The following is a 1192-nucleotide window of genomic DNA, read 5'->3' as shown; positions in this document are numbered from 1 at the left end:
CATTCGCTTGCGCGAATTACTCGACGATTTTCGACACAACGCCGGCGCCGACGGTGCGGCCGCCTTCGCGGATGGCGAAACGCAGGCCGTTTTCCATCGCGATCGGTGCGATCAGCTCAACCTCGAACGACACGTTGTCGCCGGGCATAACCATCTCGGTGCCAGCTGCCAGGGTCACGGTGCCGGTCACGTCAGTTGTACGGAAGTAGAACTGCGGACGGTAGTTCGCGAAGAACGGCGTGTGACGGCCACCCTCTTCCTTGGTCAGGATATAGGCTTCGGCTTCGAACTTGGTGTGCGGTGTAACCGAACCCGGCTTACACAGAACCTGGCCACGCTCAACGCCTTCACGGTCGATACCACGCAGCAGCGCGCCGATGTTGTCGCCCGCTTCTCCACGATCCAGCAGCTTGCGGAACATTTCAACACCGGTACAGGTGGTTTTCTTGGTGTCGCGGATGCCGACGATTTCGATCTCGTCGCCAACATTGATCACGCCACGCTCAACACGACCGGTCACAACTGTACCACGGCCCGAGATCGAGAACACGTCTTCGACCGGCATCAGGAACGGCTGGTCAACAGCACGCTCAGGCGTCGGGATGTACTCGTCCACGGCAGCCATCAGCTTGCGGATCGATTCTTCGCCGATTTCCGGGTTGTTGCCTTCCATCGCGGCCAGTGCCGAACCGGCAATGATCGGAATGTCGTCGCCAGGGTAATCATACGAGCTCAGCAGCTCGCGGATTTCCATTTCAACCAGCTCCAGCAGCTCTTCGTCGTCAACCTGGTCAACTTTGTTCATGAACACGACCATGGTCGGGATGCCAACCTGGCGGCCCAGCAGAATGTGCTCGCGGGTCTGAGGCATCGGGCCGTCAGCCGCGTTCACAACCAGGATCGCGCCGTCCATTTGCGCCGCACCAGTGATCATGTTCTTGACGTAGTCGGCGTGGCCGGGGCAGTCAACGTGGGCGTAGTGACGCGCATCGGTCTCGTATTCCACGTGGGCCGTCGAGATGGTGATGCCGCGGGCCTTCTCTTCCGGCGCGCCGTCAATCTGGTCATACGCTTTGAAGTCACCAAAATACTTGGTGATCGCTGCGGTCAGCGTCGTCTTGCCGTGGTCAACGTGCCCAATCGTGCCAATGTTGACGTGCGGCTTATTACGCTCAAACTTTTCCTTTGCCAT

General features: G+C 59.2%; 1 protein-coding gene. It reads right to left on the bottom strand.

Annotation, left to right across the window (positions count from 1 at the left end):
• Nucleotides 1-16 precede the first annotated feature (16 nt).
• A partial coding sequence (tuf, locus tag AC2FLB_RS20775; RefSeq protein WP_142640426.1) for an elongation factor Tu occupies nucleotides 17-1192 on the bottom strand: 1176 nt, incomplete at its 5' end.

Source organism: Ruegeria sp. CDSA236 (assembly GCF_059611285.1).
The sequence above is the reverse complement of the archived record's forward strand: the minus strand, read 5'-3'. Positions and strand labels throughout refer to the sequence as shown.